This is a genomic window from Nocardia sp. NPDC057227 (assembly GCF_042669725.1).
Lineage (GTDB): Bacteria > Actinomycetota > Actinomycetes > Mycobacteriales > Mycobacteriaceae > Nocardia > Nocardia asteroides_A.
Genome location: NZ_JBHUXA010000036.1, coordinates 1 through 13,268, shown reverse-complemented (window position 1 = coordinate 13,268; position 13,268 = coordinate 1). Strand labels below are relative to the sequence as shown.

The following is a 13,268-nucleotide window of genomic DNA, read 5'->3' as shown; positions in this document are numbered from 1 at the left end:
TATGATCACCGGACCCCCTTTCGGTGTCGAAATCAGGAAGGGGTAGGCCTCGGGATCGCGGCTCCGCTCAGTACGCCAATACCGAACGGGGTCACCCGGGGCCGCCTTCATTTTACCTGGTCGGAGCCGATAACTCGAGCCGCGCATCACGCCACCCCCAGCTCGAGCACGAACTGCTCCCCCGCTTCGGACGGCACCGTCACCACATGCCGCTCCCGCAAGCACCGCTCCCGGATCAGCCGCTGCTGCTGGTTCACCAGGTCCCGCCACTCCTCGAACCGCAACCGCGACCGCTCCACCACCCCCGCCCGGGACATGTCCCGCATCGCGTCGTTGCTGATCCGCAGACGCCGCGGCAACCGGTACCCCGACCACGCCTGGTAGACGGCCCAGCAGCCGTCACACATCTCGGTGCCGCTCACAACCCCACCCCCTCGACCTCGAACAGCGCGGGATGCTCCGGCACCGGATCGAACTCCCCATCCAGCGCGGCCAGGGTCAGCGCCGCCAACCGGGGAAGGTCCCTGGTCTCACGCGGGTAGGTCGCCCACCACCGCTGCGCCTTCGCCCGCACCTCACCGGGCAGGCCGGCAGCCCACCGCTCCACCCGGGCGAAGCTGACGTGCGCCTCCCGCAGGAGTTCACCGGTGCGCCAGAACCGCGGGCTGCCATCGGCGAACCGCTCGGCCACGAGCCACTCGTGCCAGGTGCCGTGCAGCGAGGAGGTGCCCACCTCGTAGGCGAAACCCCGGCCGCCACCGGAGCGCTCGTTCTGGTCCCGGAGGTACCCGGGGTAGGTGATGGCCGGGCCGACGATGGCATGGAGGCGGCGCAACAGGTCACGCTCGGTGGCCGTGAACTGGTCGGCCGTGGTCGCCATCAGCTCGCCTCCCCTTCGGGTGTCGGGGCCGGCCACTTGTAGCCGTGGTCGGTGAGCAGCCGCCACCCCTCGGACAGTAGGACCGGGACATCGGCGGCGGTGCGGTTGCCGTTGCGGCGCACCAGCCACCCGTTCGCGTACGCCTCGGCGCGATGGCTTTCCAGGTGGGAATGGTGGGCCTGGCAGATGTGCAGCGAATTCGATGCCGAGTTCACCCAGGCGAGGCTGGTACCGCCGAGCCCGCGAGGGGCCCTGTGGTGGTATTCCGACGGCGGGTGGGGGCAGTCGGCGGCGAGCTCGCAGCGACCCTTGGAGCGGGCGGCGACGATCGCCTTCACCTCGGGGGAGAAGCCCTCCGGGCGGCGACGGGAGGAGCGGGGACGGAACTTCGGGCGCAGGGTCATGCGCTCGCCTCCTCGAAGTTCAGGCCCGGCTGCTGCAGGCGGGTGCGCAGGGACAGCGCCAGGTACTCGTCGCTCAGGTCGATGCCGATGTAGCGGCGGCCGTGCCGGGCCGCGGCCAGGCCGGTGGTGCCGGACCCGGAGAACGGGTCGAGCACGGTGCCGCCAGGGCGGCAGCCGGACAGGATGCAGCGCTCGGCCAGCGCGGGCGGCATCGTGGCGAAGTGGGCGCCGGGGAACGGGGTCGTCGGGATCTCCCATACGTCGCCTGGATTGCGGCCCTCGCTGTGCCCGAACTGGTGGCGGGCGCCGTTGGTGGGTACGCCCCGGGACTGACCATCGGCCCAGCCACCGCTGCCTGCGGTTCCGGCGTTGGCGTAGATGTGCGCCTCGCGGATGGGGTCGAGATCGAACCAGTAGCGCGGCTTCTTGGAGAACAGGAACACCTGCTCGTACCGGGTGGTCAGCCGATCGGCCACGGACTCGGGCATGGCGTTGGGCTTGTGCCAGACGATCGCGTTGCGCAGGATCCAGCCGTCGTCCTGGAGGGCGAACGCCGCCCGCCACGGGATGCCGATCAGGTTCTTGTCGGGCAGTCCGGTGACGTACCCGCCGCCGCCCTGCCGCGCTGCGACCGAACGGGAGGCGAGCGCGGAGGCCTTCCCCCGCCCGCTGGCGGGCTTGCCTGCGTAGCTGTCGCCGAGGTTGAGCCACAGGGTGCCGTCGTCGGCGAGCACGCGGCGCAGCTCGGCGAACAGCTCGCGCATGGTGGCGACGTACTCGGCCGGGGAGCCCTCCAGCCCGTACTGCCCCGGCTGCCCGTAGTCGCGCAGCCCGAAGTACGGCGGCGACGTCACGATGCAGTTCGCGGCGCCGTCCGCCAGCGTGCGGGCCACCTCCAGCGCGTCGCCGTGGTGGAGGGTGACCGAGTCGTCCTGATGGAAGATGCTCATGCGTTCCTCCGGTCCAGCAGCCGCCGCTTGCGCTGCTCGTCGGTCGGCTCGACCCACTGATGCCACCGCACGCCAGGCGCCCAGCGCTGGAGGTGCTGGTCCTTGTCGATGCCGCAGTGCTGGCAGCCGTTCGGAGCCGGGACGACCTCCACCGGTTCGGCCATCGTGGAGCGGCAGTAGACGCCCTCCTGGCCCTCGTGCTTCCACCCCTTGGTGTAGTCCGCGTAGTAGCGCTCGATGGGGCGGTCGCAGTGGCGGCAGCGGTCCTGCCTCATGCCCCCTCCCCTCGACCGGCGACCTGGTACATCGCGCGGATGCTGGCCCCCACGGACTGAAGCGCCCGCAGTTCGTCCTGCACCGCCCGCGCCGTGCGGTCCGCGTACCGGTAGGCGGCGTCGGCAACATCCCGTGCCCGACGCTCGTTCTCGGTGGCGATCTCGGCCTCGTACTTCTTGGCGTGCGCCGGCCCCTCGGCGTTGAGGTAGGCGTGGGCGTAGGCCACGTCGTAGGCGTGGTCGGCCTGGAGGTAGGTGGTGTAGCGCTCGTCGCAGACCTTGACGCCGTTCGCGATCCGGTTGGCGCAGGCGGCGATCGCCAGATCCACCTTCTCCGGGGAGTAGTCGGTCACGCCGTCTCCGCCCGGTACTCGGCCAGCAGCTTCTCGATCGCCTCGGCGTTGTCGGAGGTACGCAGGTTCCCGCCACCGGTCAGCTCGGCGAACCGGGCGGTGGCGTCCTTGGAGTTCTTGCCCAGCTTGTTCAGCAGCCGCAGCAGCTCGGCGCGGGCGAAGTCAGCGGGGGGGAGCTGGGCCGCGGACTGCGCCGTCCGCATCCGCACCTCGTCCGCCGAGGCAATGCCCCGCTTGGTGTCCGCGATCAGCGCCGCTACCAGAGCGCGGCCCCACGCCGAGGTCTCCGCGTTCTGCAACTCCGAGCCCCGCGTGAACGAAGTCTTGCCCGGCACCTGCTCCCAAGCCATGCCGATGCCCGGCCGCTCATCCTCCGGGGTGCGGTAGAAGGCGGCGACCACGACGACGAACGCCTGCCCGCCCACCTCCTCCATCGAGTACGGCCGCTCCACCACTGCGGGCTGGAACGCCCCGTCCGGGTACAGCTTGCGAGCCTCGGCGATCCGCTCGGCCACCTCGACGTAGCTGCCGAGGTCCACCTTCTTGTCGTCGGCCATGATCACCACTCCCCGAGCGCCCACGAGGGCAGGCTCATCCGATTGGTCTCGGTCCCGTAGTCCGGCCAGATGCCGGTGTCGCAGCACTGCGCGTAGATGCCGATGCCCGCCGTGACGACCCGATCCCCGGCGGCCAGCGCCTCGGCGTCGAACTCATGCAGGCTGGTCAGGTACGGCGCGGTCTTCTCCTGCGCGAGAAGGACGAAGTCGTCCACCTCGTAGCCCAGCGCCTTCAGGACGCGGATGTAGTGCGCGGCCTGGACGTGGTAGCCGTAGTCCACGGCGCTCTTGCTGAACTCGCGTGGCGCCGCGTTCTTCGTGGTCTTGTAGTCCCGCACTTTGACCCGCTTGTCCGGGCCGAACACCAGGTAGTCGAAGCGGGCGCGGAGCATGACCCACGTCTCCGGGTCGATGGCGTAGCCCGACATCTCGGCCACCCCCTCGGGGGCGGGCGGGAACAGGGCGGCCACCTCGGGACGACTGAGCGCAGCGTCGACCATGCGGCGGGTGGTGTCGTACTGCTTACGTAGCAGCGGCACCTTCCCCCCAGCGCGGGCGGCGATGCGGCCCTCCTTGGCGTGCTTGATCTGCCAGGAGGCGGCGTCGAACACCTCGATGTCGGCGCCGGTCCCGAGGAGCAGGGTGTGCGCCGCGGTGCCCAGGTCGAAGTCGTCGTTGTGCTCGCGCTCGGCGCCCTGCAGCTTGGCCGGACCACCCTGCTTCACGAGCAGTCGGACCGCGGTGCTGGACAGGCTGGCGGTGTCCGAGTGATAGACCTCCTCCGGAACGTTCGGATAGAGGCCGGGATCGGTCGGTGCCTCCGTCGTGGTGGTCATCGGCTCTCCTCGCTGTCTCGGGGGTCGTACTGATCGCGCCGGTACTGGACCGGGTCGGTGGGGAACAGCTGGACCGGGCGCACGAAGTCGGCGATCTCGCGGGCGGCGTCACCGTCGAAGCTGACCGCGTACCCGTCCTCGGCATCGAGGGCGTGGACGGCGATGCGGATCCGCCCGCCGGGCTCGCGCTCGATCACCAGCCGGGACAGGCCGTCGGTGCGGGTGAACTCGCTCACGGCGCCACCCCCTGCGGCTGGAGCGCGAGGATCTTGCGGGCGTTGACCACCAACATCGACCGCGGCGCCCCCGCCTTCAGCAGCTTCTGCACCGTCGACCACGGCACCCCCGACGAGGCGGCGATCTGGTGCACCGAGATTCCGCAGTCGTCCCGCAACCACCGGAGGTAGGCGGTGATGGGGGCGGTGGCGGTCATGTGCTGGGAGCCGGCGCGGGTGCAGGCTCCGCACTTGCCCGCCTTCTTCCGGGTGGTGGTGAAGTCGTCCCCGCACTCCGAGCAGGTGACCGTCCGTGCCTGCCGTCGGGCTGGTAGCGGCAGCGGGCCTTGTCGGTCCATGCCTGCTCCACCACCGCACCCGGCCCGGCGGGTGCCCGGTTCGCCTTCGGCCTGGCGCCGAGGTCGCTAGGCCAGCCGTCGCGGCGCTGGACCTTCCGGGGCCTGCGGGGCTTCTGCTGGTCCAGGCCGAGCATCGCCAGGAACTCGGCTGCCTCCGCCCGGGTGCGGGCCTTGGTGACCACGTACCGGGCGGCGGCGCGCTGCTGGTCGGTGGCGGCGTCGCGGGCGGTGGAGAGGGCGATCGGCTGGATGGTGTCGATGCTCATCACCACCCCCTCCCCTGGACCGCCGACCGGAGCGCGTTCTCGGCGGCGATGCAGTAGTGGTCGCGGGTGTCCACGTCGAGTTCTGCCCAGTCCTGCGTCAGCTCGGGGTCGCCGATGCGGAGGCGGGCGTACATCGCCTTGGCGGCGGCCACGACGTTCGAAGGCCAGCCGTCGGCCGCCTTGTATCGGGCCATCTCGTAGCCCGACTCGATGCCGTTGAGGTGCGACCACATCTGGTGGCAGTCGAGGCTCACCGACAGGAACTTGCTGAGGGCGCCGACGTAGTAGGAGAGGCCGAACCAGCGCGGGGTCGAGGCGCTCTGGTGGATGGCGATGTGCACGCCCGTGGTCGCCTGGACGACTGCCGCTTGCCAGCGCAGCTTCCAAAGCTCAGGCCAGTCGGGGTTGAGCCCGGGCTCGATGTGCGAGCCCGTGTCGTCTCTGATTCGGCGGACCTGGGTCCAGTCGGGTTCGGTCGACGCGCTCACGACGCCACCTCCCACTGATCGTCGTTCCAGCGGTCCCGAGCCCGGTCCCACTCCGCCCCCTCGTCGTCGGTGTACAGCTCCTCCTCGTCCGAGTAGGCCGCCGCAGTCCGCCGCTCGTAGGCGACGAACGCGGCGATCACGTAGAACACGCCAGCGAGGAGGGCCAGGAGGATCAAGCGCTGCACCCACAAGGCAAGATCGGTCACGGTGTGACTCCAGGGTTTCGGTCGCCCGACTCGGGCGAGGTCTCGTAGCTGCGGGAGGAGAGTGCACCGGTCCCGTGGGAGCGGGCCGTGAACCCGGTGCGGCGCCACGTCTCCTCGACGCGGTCCATCCACAGGGCGCGGGGAGCGGGGCGGGGACGCTTACGGGCGGGCATCGCTACCCCACTTCCGTCGGCACGCCGCGGCGTCCTCGGGCGTGATCGGCTCCTGGACCCAAACGCCATCGCGCAGCCGGTCCTCGTGGGTGTGCTCCCAGAACGGCCGGGCGCAGCGGTCGCAGTAGGCGAAGGACTGGCCGAGCCAGGCGAACCCGGCGCACGCCTCCCCTGGCGCGGGAGTCGGGACCGAGGGGGCCGGGCCGAACGGTGAGTCGCTCATCGCTCGCCCTCCACCGTCGGGAGGTCCGCGAGGTCCGGGTGCTCGTCGTCCACGGCCATCGCCACGGTGTCCAGCAGCGACGCCGGCGGGGTGTACCTGCCCGCCAACTCCCGCAGCCGCTTGCGCACCGCCGCCACCGACACGAGAAGCGGGGCGCCATACTCCCGGACGCGCGCGCACCACAGCTCGTCGTCGTCGTCCCACCACACGGTCAGCGTGTGGTCGTCCCGCGAGAAGACGGTGTCGAGCGCGGACGTGCGGCGGTTGATGACCCACCCGAGTTCGAGGGCGTACGCCTCCAGCTCCGCGCGGGTCACGGGGTCACCTCCCGGATGCGGAAGGCGCGGTCACCGGACTCGGCATCCCACACACCCGCCTCGACCTCCGCCCACATCAGCGGCCCGGAGACGTACTCCTCGGCCCGCTGCTCAGCGAGTCCACGGGAGGTGTGAGACCCCAGGTACCGGGTGTGGTTGCTGGCGAACTCGTACAGCTGGAAGCTGGAGGTCATCGCGCACCGCCGATCGCCAGCGTCGGCCACAGCTCGACCGCCAGCTCCCACGGCAGAGACCCCGGCGGGTCCTCGTCGAAGAACGTCACCAGCAACGCCATCACCTCCGGGTCGGTGTGGGAGTGCGCGAAGTCCGCCAGCCGGTGCGGCATCGACTCCCGGGGGTAGCGGTCCCAGCGGTGAAGCAGGGCCTCGCAGGCGGGGGAATGGAGAACGGTCACGACTGCACCTCCAGCGCGCGGATGGTGGGGCAGGGGTAGATCTGCCAGTTGCCGTCGTCGGTGCCGCACCCGGAGCACACTCGGGTGAGCCGCCCGTTGGGGTGGTGCCGGATGTTCAGCGCATCGACCGGCTGGTGCGTCTCACGCACCCGAGCCAGCTGGGTCTCCAGCTCGGCGACGCGCGGACGCAGCACCAGCAGCTCGTTCGCCATCGCCCGCACCTCCGGGCCGTCGGCGTAGCTCACGTTCTCCGCGAACTCGGTCAGTACCTCGTCGGTCAGCGGCCCGGTCATCGCTTGCCCTCCTCGGGGGTGACGGACTCCAGGACAGCGAGCGCGGTCGGGGCCTGACGGCACGCGAGGTGGATCGCCGCGGTCCGGCCCACCACCATCGCGGGCGAAGTCGTAGCGGTCTCGACCGTGCAGACGCCATCGAAGTAGCGGACCTGCGTGCCCTGGGGGTGCGCGCGGTTCCAGGCGTCGCAGCGGTCCTGGGCTTCGGCGGTCGCGGTAGCAGCGGGGAAGTTCTCGGGGGTCATCGCTTCGCCTCCAGCGGCTTCCACTCGACCTCGGCGGTCTCGGCACGCCAGCTCTGCGGGTGGCCCTGGTCGGCGGCCCAGCCGTTCAAGTCCTCGACCGACCGCCGGGCGGCGCTCGCGCTCGGCGACGGCGTGATGTGGGAAATGCCCCAGGCATCGGTGCCGACGACCCGGTAGTGGGTCTCGACTACGGGCCTGAACTGGCTGGCGAAGGCACCCTGCTTGAACCGGTGCCAGCGGCCGTGGCTGTCACGCACCACCCAGTCGAAGAGCCAGACCCGCTCACTCCCGTTGGAGGTGGTCAGGTACTGGGCGGGCATCCCGGCGTTGTCGACGATCCGCTGGCGGTCCTCGGGGATCCAGCGGCAGAGTTCGAGGGTGTTGTCGCCGGTGCTCTGCATGGCATCGACCAGCGAGCCGGTCTGGCGGTCGCGGTACTTCTGCGGGCCGGTCACTTCTTCGCCTTCTCGGCGACAGCGTCGAGGGCATCGGCCATCTTGGCGACCAAGGCCTTGAAGTCGGCGGGGGCGAGGTGGACGTGGATGAGGCGGTGCAGCTCCAGCACGAACACGCCGTCGAACATGCGGACATCGACGTCGTCCTCGGAGAACGTCTGGGTTCCGAGGGCGATGAACGACCTCTCCGCAGCGGTCTTGGGGTCGGTCATTGGTAGACTCCCGTCTGGTTGATTTGGTTAGGTGGCCGTCGAGTAGGCGCTCGGCGGCCACAGCCCTGTCAGGGGTTGGAGGCGCACCCCGACCCGGTCCCGCCGTCACGTGACACGGGGTCGGGGTGCGCGGCCCCACTGCGCGGAGCGAGGTCAGCTCGCAGTGGGGAAGACTCGGCGGCGACCTTCGCCAGCACCGAACGGGCGATGCTCAGCAGGTCGAAGTAGCCGTTGATCTGGACGTGAGAGAAGTCGCCGTCGTCCTCGGCGAAGTCGATCGAGATCGCGCCGTCGGAGAACTCGTCCATCAGGAACTCGGCGAACGCTTCGGCGCGCTTCTCCTCGGCCCGGCGCACGATCTCCCGGCCCACCTCCACCGGCACCGACTCCCGCAGGCGCTTCGCCGCGGGCGTGCCGAGGGAGTTCTCGATCAGCTCACGCATGCGCGGGTTCTCGTCGGTCACGACGCACCTCCGTCCGGAGTGGGCCGCAGCGGAGAAGACTCGGGGAACGTGTCGCGCAACACGCCCAGCGCGAGGCAAGGGCCGCACCACTGCTGCCACAGCCCGAGGAAGTCCGAGCAAGAGAAGGTCGCGTCGCCGTACTCGCAGGGCCTCCCGGCCTCCTTGCGCAGGAACAGCAGGGAAGCGTCGCGCTCGGCCGGGGTCTGCGCGGCCGGGTGGATGCGGCGGGCGTGAGCCTTACGCTCCTGGCGGCGCCCGTACCGGATGGCGAACAGGATCACGAACGCCAGCGCGCCGACGTTGACCACGACCAGAACCCAGGGGTTGCTCACCGCTGCCTCCAGGTGTTGAGAGCCAGCGGGCCGACGATGCCCGCGGGCACCAGCAGGGAGACAGCAGCGACAGCGAGGGCGATCACGACGCACCGCCCTCGGGCTCGGGCGCGGGCTCGACCATGATGTCGAAGCCGTAGCCGTAGTAGAACGGGTTGCCACAGCTCCACTCGACGGTCAGCTCCAGCACGTCCCCGAGGTCGGCGAAGATGTGCCACTTCGTGTAACCGCCGGTGGTGGCCACGCCGGTGATGACGTGGTCCACCTTCTCCGGGTGCAGCAGGAACGCCTTGAGATCGGTGTACGCGCAGCAGTCGGACGTGTCGGCGAGGCAGACCCGAACGCCGTTGTCGAGCGTCAGTACCAAGCCGTGATCGCGGCCCCAGTAGTTGGCCTTGCTGCCGAACCCGCCAAGCTCGGCGGACACGATGCGGTGACCGACGACGTGCTCGCTCAGGGTCTCGACGTTGCTGGGCATGGTGCCGTCGTCGTAGTCCTCGGGAACCGAATCGGGCGGGTACGGATTGCTCATGCCGCACCGCCGATCTCGCGCGGCAGCTCCAACGTCGCGTTCGCGTCGATGAACCGGACCACCCGCTCCCACGCGTACGCCTGCCCGGCAGCCGTCAGCTTCCCGGTGGCGTAGTTGAAGCCGTTCTCCGCCGTGCCCTGGCTGTTCTCGGCGTAGCCCTTCTCGATCGCCCATGCCGTCGCCTGCCCGGAGTCGCTGCGGTTGCCGCGCACGAACAGGCCCAGCTTGCGGGTGGACAAGAAGTCGTTGACCTCGGCCTGCTTCACGGTGACGCCACGCTCGGCCGCCCACGCCTTGACCTCGCGGAAGAACTGGGTCCGCGTGACCATGCCTTCCCCGGAAGCGTGGCGCTTGGCCCGCTCCACCATCGGACGGTCGGCCTCGATCTGCTCCTGCAACGCGAGGCGCTGCGCCCGCTCGGCCTTGGCGACCTGGGCGATCTCGATCAGCTTGTCCAGCGCGGTGTCCGGGTCGGACAGGTCCAGCTCGGCCTGCGAGCCGGGAGCGATGTACGCGCCGCCGGTCTTGCGGATTGTCGGCAGCACCTCGCCGTACACCCATGACTGGAACCGCTGCACCGAGGCGCGAGCAGCTTCGTCTACGATGCGCGACGCCTGCCGCTGGCCGAGGACGCGGTAGAACCCAGCCTCGGTGACGTAGCCGACCTGCTGCTCACCGCCAAGGGTCCGGACTAGCTCGGACCCTTTCTCCTCCATCGGGATCGACCGGAGAAGGTCGTACGCCTCGCGGAATCCGAGGGCGCGGGCGAGGCCGGGCGCGTAGATGCGAAGCCCGTCTTCGTCGTGCGGGTGGATCTCGAGATGGAACTCGCCGTTGTCGAACGGCATCGGCACGGTCATGCTGCGTCCTCCTGTCGCTTGGCCCGCTCGCGGTTGACGCGCTCAGCGGCGAGGAACACGGCGATCCCCCGGTCCAGGTCGCCCGGCTTGAACCGGGCCACGCCCCGCTCCACGGCGGCGTCGATCGCGGCCTGGGTGATGGGGTCGAACTCGCGGCGCGTCACGAAGCCCGCCGCCCGCCCGGCTTGGTCACGCCGAACAGGTCGTCGGGATCGACCTCCAGGACGCGAGCGATGGACTCGAGCTCGTCGACGGTGAAGGCACTGATCCCCCTCACCCGACGGCGGAGAGTCTCACGGGGGATGCCTGTGATGTCTGCCACAGCAGTTTGGGACAGAGGGGAGCTTTTGATCGCCGCTTCGACGCGGGCGCTCACCTGTCGCGACCTGGGAGTTAGTTGCGCCATGCAGGTAGATTACTGCCCATATGGGCAGGTGGCAAGCAGCCCGCATACCCCGTCCAGTGGGGGACAAAGGTCCCAATTCCGACCGGCCGCTCTGTTAGGACAGACTCATATCCGGTCTATCGTCCGGGCCATATGGGCCGCTAACCTACCCATATGGCTACGAATCCTCGCCAAATAGGCGAGTCCACCAGGCTGATCGCAGCGGCGATCAAAGCCACGAGAGCGGCGCGGGGACTCAGACAAGAGGACCTCGCGCGCAGCACTGGCATTCCCGCTCGAACGATCGCGAAGATCGAGAACGGTCAGATGGCAATCGACGTCGAGCAGCTGGGGAGGATCGCCGACTCCTTTGGGCAGGAGATGGGCGACTTCATCCGATACGCGCGCGCCAATGCGAACCTCTATCGGCCGGACGGCTCCCTGAATCCGGCAGACACCACGGGATATCGGCTCTCCGATGAGGAGATGAACGAATTGCACGCGGACGATACGAAAAACGAAGGCTGACGAGAACGAACACCCGCCGTCCATTCGTTTCTGCGGTCGTGACGCCAACCGGGCAAGGCGCTGCGGCCATTCACACACACCTGGGTAGCGGCTGCGATCAGACGTAGCCGCTGCTCGGCCGTAATCCCATGCCGGGGGGTGTAACTCACCGCACCGGAGTTCTCATGGACCGCGCCGATGTGAGCCCATCCGTCACGCACAGCTACCGTCCCGCGCGGAGGTCTGGGAATGGCGCCGATCATCTCGGCCAGCGCCTCGGGAGAGAGCAGGGGCCAGGCCCCACCCGCGCTCATCGTCCCGATCCGGTACTCGTTGCCACCCCGAAAGGGCTCACACGTCACCTCGCAGCTATCGCGCCCACATCCCGCCGGACCCCGGCTCCGACCCTGCTACCCACTGCCCGGTGATAGTCCGACAAGATCAATCATTCAGGGGATCATCCCCCTGAGCAGATCATACGCAAACCTGTGAGCTAAGTGACGGTTTGGACAAATCGATAGCGATGAAAGCGCATCGACTCTGTTGCGGGCGGGTCTCGGCGTCGAATTCGTAATGTCCCCTTGACTGTTCGGTTATGAATCGAATGCGCCGACCAGCTAATTCCAGGCGGTCATTCGAATACCCCAGCCGGGTAAATCTCCACGCCGACAGGCTCCTTCGTCCACCGCACAGGTTGCACCACCACCCGTACAATTGCCCGCGCAACCTCACGCCGGTCGAGCAAACCCATCAACTCCCACCGCCCCTCTACCCCCGGCCCCGCCAAATCCGCCAGGAGGGGATCGGCCGCGCCCGCCCGAACCCGGGCGTCGATCTCCGCGATCTTCGAGTTCACCTCAGCCTCATACGCTTTCACCAGCGCCGCCGAGATCCCATTGCGAGCCGCCTCCCGAACCCACTCCAGCAGGCCGTCCTGCAACCGCGCCTTCTCCGCCAGCGAGTCCTCCAGCGACGGGCCTGCGCCTTCGGCGGGGATGCTCAGCTTCGCCTGCGCCTCCCGCGTCCCCAGCAGCCGCAACAGCGCAGGCTCCACCACCGAGTCCACCAGATCCACCGCCCGCGACACATGCCCTGTTATGCACCGGTACTGCGGCACACTCTTCGGCCGCCGCGGCAGCTCCTTCTTCGGACTCAACGGCTTGCCGCACACCCCGCACACCGCGATGTAGGACAGCCAGTACGCCGGGTCCGAACCCCGATGCGTCCGCCGGGACGGGTCGGTCAGCATCGCGTGCAGCTTCTCGTGGTCATCGACGGAGATGATCGCCTCCCACTTCCCGTCCCGGATCACCTTCCCCTCGTGCGTCCGCAGGGCCGCGATCGTCGGGGAGACCAGCAGGTTCCGCACCTGCTCGGGAGTCCACAACCCTTCCCCGCCCGCCGCACGCCAGCGCTGCTCGAGGTCGCGGGTGATCGAGTACATCGACTCCCGCTGCAACGCCCGCCGCGCCGCCTCCCGGATCACCGCCGCCTGCTCGGGGATCGCCTCACGCCGGATGGGCCGGCCAGAGGTCGCGTCGCGCACGATCCGATACCCGCGGTGCAGCTTGCCGTGGGCTCGCCCGTCCTCACGCGCTTCCCGCATCCCGCGCAGCACAGCCTCGGAGAGGTCGTCGCCGAACTCCTCCGCCCTCACAGCGTCCGCATTGGTAGCCCTGCGGTCGGCGGCGACGGAGAGGTCGTAGGTGCGGCGCCCGTACCGCCAGAGGGTGCCGGTCTCGATGCACAGGCGGCGCAGCAGGATGTAGTCGTCGAGGTCGCGGTGCGCCCTGTTCGCGGCGAAGGACCACAGGAGGTCGGCCTCACCGGAGCGGATGAACTCCTGGGTCTTCACGAACCCCGGCCGCAGCTCGACGCGCCGGTAGCGGGAGGCGGACTGCTTGTCGGTGAAGACTGCTACGACTTCGGCACCGATCTCGGCGAGGTCGCGGCGGCCGACCTTCTCCTGGTCGTTGACGGATTTCTCGCCGGGCTTGGAGACGCGGGCGTAGATGACGGCGCGGAGGGTCACACCCGGACGATACCCTGTATTGACATTTCACCCA

General features: G+C 69.3%; 29 protein-coding genes. 1 reads left to right on the top strand and 28 read right to left on the bottom strand.

The window, feature by feature from the left end; translation table 11 throughout:
• Window positions 1-146: 146 nt before the first annotated feature.
• The 27 genes from ACFUJ1_RS31930 to ACFUJ1_RS31800 all read right to left on the bottom strand — a co-directional run bounded on the left by ACFUJ1_RS31930 (window position 147) and on the right by ACFUJ1_RS31800 (window position 10,716).
• Window positions 147-422 (bottom strand): hypothetical protein, encoded by a 276-nt coding sequence (locus ACFUJ1_RS31930; protein WP_378651038.1) that lies wholly within the window; start codon window positions 420-422, stop codon window positions 147-149.
• Window positions 419-880, bottom strand: coding sequence for a hypothetical protein (locus ACFUJ1_RS31925; protein WP_378651037.1), 462 nt, complete (start codon window positions 878-880; stop codon window positions 419-421). Before ACFUJ1_RS31925 ends, ACFUJ1_RS31930 begins: the two co-directional genes overlap by 4 nt.
• A complete protein-coding gene (locus tag ACFUJ1_RS31920) occupies window positions 880-1,284 on the bottom strand; it encodes a hypothetical protein (RefSeq protein ID WP_378651036.1) in 405 nt (134 codons plus the stop codon). The genes ACFUJ1_RS31925 and ACFUJ1_RS31920 overlap by 1 nt, the downstream gene beginning before the upstream one ends.
• On the bottom strand, window positions 1,281-2,234 hold the full coding sequence (locus tag ACFUJ1_RS31915; protein WP_378651035.1) for a DNA-methyltransferase: 954 nt from the start codon (window positions 2,232-2,234) through the stop codon (window positions 1,281-1,283). Before ACFUJ1_RS31915 ends, ACFUJ1_RS31920 begins: the two co-directional genes overlap by 4 nt.
• Window positions 2,231-2,509, bottom strand: a complete 279-nt coding sequence (locus tag ACFUJ1_RS31910; protein ID WP_378651034.1) for a hypothetical protein — start codon at window positions 2,507-2,509, stop codon at window positions 2,231-2,233. Before ACFUJ1_RS31910 ends, ACFUJ1_RS31915 begins: the two co-directional genes overlap by 4 nt.
• Complete coding sequence (locus ACFUJ1_RS31905; protein ID WP_378651033.1) at window positions 2,506-2,862, bottom strand: hypothetical protein; 357 nt, start codon at window positions 2,860-2,862, stop codon at window positions 2,506-2,508. The genes ACFUJ1_RS31910 and ACFUJ1_RS31905 overlap by 4 nt, the downstream gene beginning before the upstream one ends.
• On the bottom strand, window positions 2,859-3,443 hold the full coding sequence (locus ACFUJ1_RS31900; protein ID WP_378651032.1) for a hypothetical protein: 585 nt from the start codon (window positions 3,441-3,443) through the stop codon (window positions 2,859-2,861). Before ACFUJ1_RS31900 ends, ACFUJ1_RS31905 begins: the two co-directional genes overlap by 4 nt.
• Window positions 3,422-4,255, bottom strand: coding sequence for a PD-(D/E)XK nuclease-like domain-containing protein (locus ACFUJ1_RS31895; RefSeq protein ID WP_378651031.1), 834 nt, complete (start codon window positions 4,253-4,255; stop codon window positions 3,422-3,424). The genes ACFUJ1_RS31900 and ACFUJ1_RS31895 overlap by 22 nt, the downstream gene beginning before the upstream one ends.
• Complete coding sequence (locus tag ACFUJ1_RS31890) at window positions 4,252-4,491, bottom strand: hypothetical protein (protein ID WP_378651030.1); 240 nt, start codon at window positions 4,489-4,491, stop codon at window positions 4,252-4,254. Before ACFUJ1_RS31890 ends, ACFUJ1_RS31895 begins: the two co-directional genes overlap by 4 nt.
• Window positions 4,488-4,688, bottom strand: a complete 201-nt coding sequence (locus ACFUJ1_RS31885) for a hypothetical protein (protein WP_378651029.1) — start codon at window positions 4,686-4,688, stop codon at window positions 4,488-4,490. The genes ACFUJ1_RS31890 and ACFUJ1_RS31885 overlap by 4 nt, the downstream gene beginning before the upstream one ends.
• Window positions 4,685-5,095: a hypothetical protein gene (locus ACFUJ1_RS31880; protein ID WP_378651028.1), complete on the bottom strand. Its 411-nt coding sequence runs from the start codon at window positions 5,093-5,095 to the stop codon at window positions 4,685-4,687. Before ACFUJ1_RS31880 ends, ACFUJ1_RS31885 begins: the two co-directional genes overlap by 4 nt.
• Window positions 5,095-5,583, bottom strand: a complete 489-nt coding sequence (locus ACFUJ1_RS31875) for a hypothetical protein (RefSeq protein ID WP_378651027.1) — start codon at window positions 5,581-5,583, stop codon at window positions 5,095-5,097. The genes ACFUJ1_RS31880 and ACFUJ1_RS31875 overlap by 1 nt, the downstream gene beginning before the upstream one ends.
• Window positions 5,580-5,789: a hypothetical protein gene (locus ACFUJ1_RS31870; protein ID WP_378651026.1), complete on the bottom strand. Its 210-nt coding sequence runs from the start codon at window positions 5,787-5,789 to the stop codon at window positions 5,580-5,582. Before ACFUJ1_RS31870 ends, ACFUJ1_RS31875 begins: the two co-directional genes overlap by 4 nt.
• 159 nt (window positions 5,790-5,948) lie before the next feature.
• Window positions 5,949-6,185: a hypothetical protein gene (locus ACFUJ1_RS31865; protein ID WP_378651025.1), complete on the bottom strand. Its 237-nt coding sequence runs from the start codon at window positions 6,183-6,185 to the stop codon at window positions 5,949-5,951.
• Window positions 6,182-6,502 carry a hypothetical protein gene (locus tag ACFUJ1_RS31860; RefSeq protein ID WP_378651024.1) on the bottom strand — a complete coding sequence of 107 codons (321 nt, stop codon included), beginning with the start codon at window positions 6,500-6,502 and terminating at the stop codon, window positions 6,182-6,184. Before ACFUJ1_RS31860 ends, ACFUJ1_RS31865 begins: the two co-directional genes overlap by 4 nt.
• A complete protein-coding gene (locus tag ACFUJ1_RS31855) occupies window positions 6,499-6,696 on the bottom strand; it encodes a hypothetical protein (RefSeq protein ID WP_378651023.1) in 198 nt (65 codons plus the stop codon). The genes ACFUJ1_RS31860 and ACFUJ1_RS31855 overlap by 4 nt, the downstream gene beginning before the upstream one ends.
• Complete coding sequence (locus tag ACFUJ1_RS31850) at window positions 6,693-6,917, bottom strand: hypothetical protein (RefSeq protein WP_378651022.1); 225 nt, start codon at window positions 6,915-6,917, stop codon at window positions 6,693-6,695. Before ACFUJ1_RS31850 ends, ACFUJ1_RS31855 begins: the two co-directional genes overlap by 4 nt.
• Complete coding sequence (locus ACFUJ1_RS31845) at window positions 6,914-7,210, bottom strand: hypothetical protein (RefSeq protein WP_378651021.1); 297 nt, start codon at window positions 7,208-7,210, stop codon at window positions 6,914-6,916. Before ACFUJ1_RS31845 ends, ACFUJ1_RS31850 begins: the two co-directional genes overlap by 4 nt.
• Window positions 7,207-7,455 (bottom strand): hypothetical protein, encoded by a 249-nt coding sequence (locus ACFUJ1_RS31840; RefSeq protein ID WP_378651020.1) that lies wholly within the window; start codon window positions 7,453-7,455, stop codon window positions 7,207-7,209. The genes ACFUJ1_RS31845 and ACFUJ1_RS31840 overlap by 4 nt, the downstream gene beginning before the upstream one ends.
• The gene (locus tag ACFUJ1_RS31835; protein ID WP_378651019.1) at window positions 7,452-7,910 is read right to left on the bottom strand and encodes a hypothetical protein; all 459 of its coding nucleotides are present in this window, start codon (window positions 7,908-7,910) and stop codon (window positions 7,452-7,454) included. The genes ACFUJ1_RS31840 and ACFUJ1_RS31835 overlap by 4 nt, the downstream gene beginning before the upstream one ends.
• Complete coding sequence (locus ACFUJ1_RS31830) at window positions 7,907-8,122, bottom strand: hypothetical protein (protein ID WP_378651018.1); 216 nt, start codon at window positions 8,120-8,122, stop codon at window positions 7,907-7,909. The genes ACFUJ1_RS31835 and ACFUJ1_RS31830 overlap by 4 nt, the downstream gene beginning before the upstream one ends.
• A gap of 68 nt (window positions 8,123-8,190) precedes the next feature.
• Window positions 8,191-8,586 carry a hypothetical protein gene (locus tag ACFUJ1_RS31825; RefSeq protein ID WP_378651017.1) on the bottom strand — a complete coding sequence of 132 codons (396 nt, stop codon included), beginning with the start codon at window positions 8,584-8,586 and terminating at the stop codon, window positions 8,191-8,193.
• Window positions 8,583-8,918: a hypothetical protein gene (locus ACFUJ1_RS31820; protein WP_378651016.1), complete on the bottom strand. Its 336-nt coding sequence runs from the start codon at window positions 8,916-8,918 to the stop codon at window positions 8,583-8,585. The genes ACFUJ1_RS31825 and ACFUJ1_RS31820 overlap by 4 nt, the downstream gene beginning before the upstream one ends.
• Window positions 8,919-9,000: 82 nt before the next feature.
• Window positions 9,001-9,450: a hypothetical protein gene (locus ACFUJ1_RS31815; protein WP_378651015.1), complete on the bottom strand. Its 450-nt coding sequence runs from the start codon at window positions 9,448-9,450 to the stop codon at window positions 9,001-9,003.
• A complete protein-coding gene (locus tag ACFUJ1_RS31810) occupies window positions 9,447-10,310 on the bottom strand; it encodes a Bro-N domain-containing protein (RefSeq protein ID WP_378651014.1) in 864 nt (287 codons plus the stop codon). Before ACFUJ1_RS31810 ends, ACFUJ1_RS31815 begins: the two co-directional genes overlap by 4 nt.
• Window positions 10,307-10,474 carry a hypothetical protein gene (locus ACFUJ1_RS31805; RefSeq protein ID WP_378651013.1) on the bottom strand — a complete coding sequence of 56 codons (168 nt, stop codon included), beginning with the start codon at window positions 10,472-10,474 and terminating at the stop codon, window positions 10,307-10,309. Before ACFUJ1_RS31805 ends, ACFUJ1_RS31810 begins: the two co-directional genes overlap by 4 nt.
• The gene (locus ACFUJ1_RS31800; protein ID WP_378651012.1) at window positions 10,471-10,716 is read right to left on the bottom strand and encodes a helix-turn-helix domain-containing protein; all 246 of its coding nucleotides are present in this window, start codon (window positions 10,714-10,716) and stop codon (window positions 10,471-10,473) included. The genes ACFUJ1_RS31805 and ACFUJ1_RS31800 overlap by 4 nt, the downstream gene beginning before the upstream one ends.
• A 153-nt stretch (window positions 10,717-10,869) precedes the next feature.
• Between ACFUJ1_RS31800 and ACFUJ1_RS31795 the strand changes: the two genes are divergently transcribed.
• Entirely contained in the window at window positions 10,870-11,223 is a 354-nt protein-coding gene (locus ACFUJ1_RS31795) for a helix-turn-helix domain-containing protein (RefSeq protein ID WP_378651011.1), read from the top strand.
• Window positions 11,224-11,833: 610 nt separating this feature from the next.
• On the opposite strand, the gene ACFUJ1_RS31790 is transcribed toward ACFUJ1_RS31795, so the two are convergent.
• Window positions 11,834-13,234, bottom strand: a complete 1,401-nt coding sequence (locus ACFUJ1_RS31790; protein ID WP_378651010.1) for a recombinase family protein — start codon at window positions 13,232-13,234, stop codon at window positions 11,834-11,836.
• Between the last annotated feature and the right edge of the window lie 34 nt (window positions 13,235-13,268).